Here is a 4,745-nt window from a genome sequence, read left to right on the forward strand (position 1 = left end):
CCGGATCGGCGGGATTCATCGCAGGCGGAACTCGTTCGGAGGCAGGTAGGACTAAGGTGAGCGCTCCAGGCCAGTACTTTTGAGCTACTTGCTCCCACACCTGCATTTCAGCAGCAGTACCCGATACGAACGGCCACAGCGATGACAGCGATGCCCCCATCAAAATCAAGGGCTTCTCTTGACTGCGCTGCTTTGCCGCAAACACTAACTCGGAGCGATCGGGCCGCACGGCTAAGGCGGGTACTGTATCGGTAGGAAAGCTGACTAGCTGACCTGAATGTGCGCCAGCAATTAAGGCAGATAGGGAAACTTGGGTCATTGGTTAATGGTTAGTGGTTAGTGGTTAGTGGTTAGTCGTAGGGAAGATGACCAACAACCAATAACAAATTACTCTTGTCTTGTGTAGGCTAGAGCAAAGCGATCGACGCCTGCCAAGTCCGGAAGGATTTGAATGCGGCAGTACCCACCATGCTGATGCAGTAGTTGAGCCACTGTCTCCGCTTGTCCTGCCATCATTTCGATTAACCAGATACCACCAGGTTGCAGATAATCAGCCGATGTTTCGATCAACTGCTCAATGCAGTCTAGACCCTCAGCACCACCATCAAGGGCGAGATACGGTTCATGGTCGCGCACTTCCGGTTGTAGCTCTTGAAGCAAACCACTGGGGATATAAGGTGGGTTGGACACCATGCCCTTAAACTGACCCTTAAGAGCGCCGAGAGGTTCCCACCAAGAACCTTGGTAAAACTGAATTCTCTCTTTTAAGCCAAGCTTTTGAGCATTCTGTTGAGCGATAGCGAGTGCCGCTGCACTGCGATCGACAGCGTGAACGGTGGCAGAGGGGAAGGCATCCGCTAAGCCCAGAGCAATCGCACCACTCCCAGTGCCTAAATCCGCCCAGTGTCCTGCGTCTAGTTGGGGAATTGAGCTATGTTTCACGGCATCCACAGCTAGGTCGATCAGGTATTCGGTTTCTGGGCGGGGAATTAGGACATCTGGGGAGACGATTAGGGAAAAATGACGCCAAGGGGTTGTTCCAGCCAGGTACTGAACGGGCAAGCGATCGCGAATTCGCCGGTGCCAGAGTTGAGATAGCACGGGTAGAGGATATCGCACTTTGATTTGCGATCGCGTTTTGAAGGATTCTAGGCGCAGTTCCAACGGGTCGAGTTCAGCGACTTCTTGTAGCAGCCAGTCTACTTCAGCCATCGGGATACCAGCTTCTACCGCTGACTTGCGGGCCTCTTGACGCCACTGCCAGAGAGCGGAACCCGATACACTGGACGACGCCACAGAGTTGGAATCTGCTTGAGAATCCCTGCCTTGTGTTGACACAGAACCTGGAGTTAACAAGCGATCGTTCGCATCATTATTGCCCAATCTTCGCCTCCTTGTCTGGAGTAAAGCGATCGCTTATCGTCGGGGTTGCCCTTGCTGGGCTGGACGTTGCCCTGCATTAGCTGGATTTTGAGGTGTGCCTTGACCTGAAGCAGCGGGCAGGCTTCTCAGAAAGGATATGGCTTCCTGTGTTGGCACGAGTACGATGTTCTGCAATTGCTCGTTGTTACTGCTCTGTAGGGTCTGAATTACACCTTCTAGGGGGACAGCTTCGACTTTAACTGTAGACGCCATATCGGGTTTTTGCTGCTTAAAGCGATCGACCAGTTGCTGCAATTGTTCTTTCTCAAAGAAGAAGGGAATGACTGATTTACCATTCTCTTGAATGGTTAAATATCCCTGCTCTTTACCACCCCTGGCAACGAACAGGGGTGTTCCTTGAAATTGCTGCCCTTGTTGACCCGTTGACGCCATGAGCGTCTGTGCTGTTTGCACCTGTTGCTGCACGGGTATAAAGGCAAAGCTCAGGCCATCCGGCTTGTTTTGATTCTCTTTTCTCAGCTTGAATATTTGTGCCAGAGAAACGGGAACGACTTGCACGTTTTTGCCAATATCTGGCTTGTCTTTCTTCAAGCGATCGACAAATGCCTGAGCATCCTTCTGGCTAATAAAAACCCCTGCCACGGATTGCGGCTTGTTATTCGCATCCGGTACAGAAGCAACCAAGGGCGCGCCCTGTGCATCCGTTACTGTAAACACGGGAACTGGTTGCAGGGCTTTAACCACTTGCTCTTCTGGCAACGCCAATGCCTGCAAATTTCCTGTCAATACAGAACCTAATAGGGTGCTACCAACTAAACCTAGTGTTGCGCTCCAACGAACTAACGATTTCATTGCTCTTACCTCCGAGTTAGACCTGAAATACTCGTGACGACTAGAATACTGCCGCTCTACAAGGATGACCCATTGAAAGTGTATAAGAAATGGATATCATCCCGCTCAAAGCTCTTTTGACTTTATCGATTTTGCGATTTAATTTCCACTGTTAATTAATGCTTCATGGCTGAGTAACTCGCACTATTTTCTCTGTATACGGGCGAGTTTCCCTGACTCTATTCAATCTTCAATAGTTCCACCACATTCCTTGAGCTTCATTGCTCGCTCCCCCTCTCCTACGCGCGTCAACGACTTTACACGGGCGGGAAGGCTTTGAGAATTGCAATATCATCTAAAAATCGGGATGACAGGATTTGAACCTGCGACATCCTGCTCCCAAAGCAGGCGCGCTACCAAGCTGCGCTACATCCCGGTTTGTCCCTAGCTAGTATAACTCGCTTTTGGCTCTTGTGGGTCAAGATTTCTCAATCCGAAGGATAAAAAACTTAATCCGGATACCAGAACATGCCTTTAATGCCTTCTGGGTCTGGAATAAAGCCCATTCTACGATAGAAATTGACGACGTGTGGGTCGGCGAAGAGCGTGATGTTACTAATATCCTCGCTCCGGAGCTTTTTAATCATGTATTTCATCAACGCCTTACCTAGCCCCTTGCTTTGGAAATCCGGGTGAACTACCACATCCCAGATTGTGGCATTAAACGCATGGTCGGATGTCGCACGAGCAAAGCCGACTAAGCGTCTAGTGTTGCCTCGCTGCTGCCACATCGAAGCGACTAGGAAGCTATGCTGAATTGCTTTTCTGACTTTACGCATGGGACGCCGCGACCACCCGACGGCATCGCAGAGTTCTTCTAACTCGTAAAGGTCAATGTCCCGCTCCGTGCTGAAATAGATGCGGGAACCTTCTTCGGTGCGATCGCTCGTACCGTCAAGTGCATCCCCTTCAAATTGTGTCTGCGGCGAGGCAGCGTCTGAACTGCTAAACAAGCTCTTCCAAAAACCCATGCAGGTGTGGTTGTGGCACTTTGATACTGTGTCCCAAAGCTTGGCAGATTTTCCTTATCCTGGCGGACAGGAGGTTCTGTGCGATTGAGACTTGACTTAATACGGTTAAGTTTATCTCAAACCTTAGAAGTACAACCCAAATGCAGATTTAATCTTTAGTGAGACACCTATCGTCTCAAGCTATCCATTAATCCTGCTAAATTTGCATCCACTCCTAGCTCATTGGTATAAACTTAGGATTCCCGACAATTCTTCTCGCACTGAATCTAGCCAAAACTTTGTGAATTTGATAATAACACAGCTAGGCAGCTATATTTCCCTCTCCCGAACTGGGTTCAGGCTCAGGAGAAGGTCGTATTTAGCTAAACTGAGGCTAGTAGACAGCATCTATGAGAAATTAGCCCGAGCCAGCAGAGGCTTTTCCAAAAAGCATAGCTGGCAGTATCTGACGACACAGCTTGTGAAAACAGCGATCGCTCACGCCAACCTCGTTCCTTGGTATGCATCCTACCCCTACTTATGGCTGCGGGTTTAAAATCGTCCACGCTAGAACTCCTCAAGCGCTTCAACCGAGCGTTTCCGCAGTTCTATGAGCAGTTTGTCAGTAGTGAAATCCAATTGCAAAATCTCAGACTCGCCTATCGCTTGTACAAAACCAAACGGGCGGTCATTGAGATTAAACCAGAAGGCTCCAAAAGCGCCCTACATTTTGCCTACCGCAACCAGTCATTTCTCCTCAGTGACATTTTTGGCGTTCTCGCTGCCTATGGACTGACGATTCACAGCCTCAGCCTTTACGGTCAAATCAGTCCGCCCATGCTGGTATTTATCAAGCTGGTGGTTTCTCGCGGCAGCCAAGCCCTGACTAGCAAAACGGCGGAAAACGTCTGTCGCGCCGTGCGGGAGGCATTAGCAGGGCGTTTTGAAGTCGAAGAGATGCTGGCAGTCGAGTTTAATCTCGATGCCGGTTTGGAGCAAGTGGAAACCGAATTCTACGTAGATCCCGTTTTCCACCTCCCGGCTTTGCTGATTGAGGCTGACAACCAGCCAGGACTGTTTTACAAAGTGATGTATGCCATCTGGCAAGAGGATTTGTTAGTGGTCAATGCCAACTTATTGGTGTGGCGCGGGCGAACTCGATTAATCCTGTACTTATTAGGGCCGAACGAAAACTTAATTCCAGAATACTTGGGGCAAAAAATTGCCGAAAGCGTCCGGCAGCGATTGCTCGGGCGGCGATTTTAGCAGGGGAAAGTGTTGACGGTTTGTGGATTTTGCCCCATAACCGGCTAACAGCTCAACTAGTTTACCTTTTTCTAACCCCCAAACTCCGATAGGATGAAAATATGGCAATCATTGATATCGAGGGAGCGCCTCACGTCTATGAATTGACGGCTCCCACTCACTCATCCTCTCCGGTTCTAGTTTTCATCCATGGTTGGCTGTTAAGCCGTAGCTACTGGCAACCCTTGATCGAGCGGTTGGCACCGAATTATCAAT

At 49.6% G+C, this 4,745-nt stretch carries 7 protein-coding genes and 1 tRNA gene; 3 read left to right on the forward strand and 5 right to left on the reverse strand.

Annotated elements, in window-relative coordinates:
- The 5 genes from V6C93_RS09630 to V6C93_RS09650 all read right to left on the reverse strand — a co-directional run.
- On the reverse strand, window positions 1–319 hold a 319-nt coding region (locus V6C93_RS09630; protein ID WP_333476440.1), incomplete at its 3' end, for an L-threonylcarbamoyladenylate synthase.
- Between the two features lie 68 nt (window positions 320–387).
- Entirely contained in the window at window positions 388–1,296 is a 909-nt protein-coding gene (gene prmC, locus V6C93_RS09635; protein ID WP_349262662.1) for a peptide chain release factor N(5)-glutamine methyltransferase, read from the reverse strand.
- A 120-nt stretch (window positions 1,297–1,416) separates the two neighbouring features.
- Window positions 1,417–2,235, reverse strand: coding sequence for a Tic22 family protein (locus tag V6C93_RS09640; protein ID WP_333476442.1), 819 nt, complete (start codon window positions 2,233–2,235; stop codon window positions 1,417–1,419).
- Window positions 2,236–2,576: 341 nt separating this feature from the next.
- Window positions 2,577–2,650, reverse strand: a tRNA-Pro gene (locus V6C93_RS09645).
- 73 nt (window positions 2,651–2,723) lie between these two features.
- Window positions 2,724–3,245, reverse strand: coding sequence for a GNAT family N-acetyltransferase (locus tag V6C93_RS09650; protein WP_333476443.1), 522 nt, complete (start codon window positions 3,243–3,245; stop codon window positions 2,724–2,726).
- A 280-nt stretch (window positions 3,246–3,525) separates the two neighbouring features.
- Here V6C93_RS09650 and V6C93_RS09655 point away from each other — a divergent pair, with 280 nt between their 5' ends.
- The 3 genes from V6C93_RS09655 to V6C93_RS38150 form a co-directional block, all read left to right on the forward strand.
- Window positions 3,526–3,780 carry a hypothetical protein gene (locus tag V6C93_RS09655; RefSeq protein ID WP_333476444.1) on the forward strand — a complete coding sequence of 85 codons (255 nt, stop codon included), beginning with the start codon at window positions 3,526–3,528 and terminating at the stop codon, window positions 3,778–3,780.
- Window positions 3,765–4,490 (forward strand): hypothetical protein, encoded by a 726-nt coding sequence (locus V6C93_RS09660; RefSeq protein ID WP_333476445.1) that lies wholly within the window; start codon window positions 3,765–3,767, stop codon window positions 4,488–4,490. Before V6C93_RS09655 ends, V6C93_RS09660 begins: the two co-directional genes overlap by 16 nt.
- A gap of 101 nt (window positions 4,491–4,591) precedes the next feature.
- Window positions 4,592–4,745, forward strand: a 154-nt coding sequence (locus V6C93_RS38150; RefSeq protein WP_414644160.1) for an alpha/beta fold hydrolase, incomplete at its 3' end; no start/stop codon positions are given.

Origin of the sequence: Allocoleopsis sp. (assembly GCF_036703385.1) — a bacterium.
In the GTDB taxonomy this organism is placed as follows: Bacteria; Cyanobacteriota; Cyanobacteriia; order Cyanobacteriales; family Coleofasciculaceae; genus Allocoleopsis.

Coding starts and splice junctions, on each gene's coding strand:
- V6C93_RS09640 (WP_333476442.1), bottom strand. CDS start 2,235: ATGAAATCGTTAGTTCGTTGGAGCGCAACACTAGGTTTAGTTGGTAGC.
- V6C93_RS09650 (WP_333476443.1), bottom strand. CDS start 3,245: ATGGGTTTTTGGAAGAGCTTGTTTAGCAGTTCAGACGCTGCCTCGCCG.
- V6C93_RS09660 (WP_333476445.1), top strand. CDS start 3,765: ATGGCTGCGGGTTTAAAATCGTCCACGCTAGAACTCCTCAAGCGCTTC.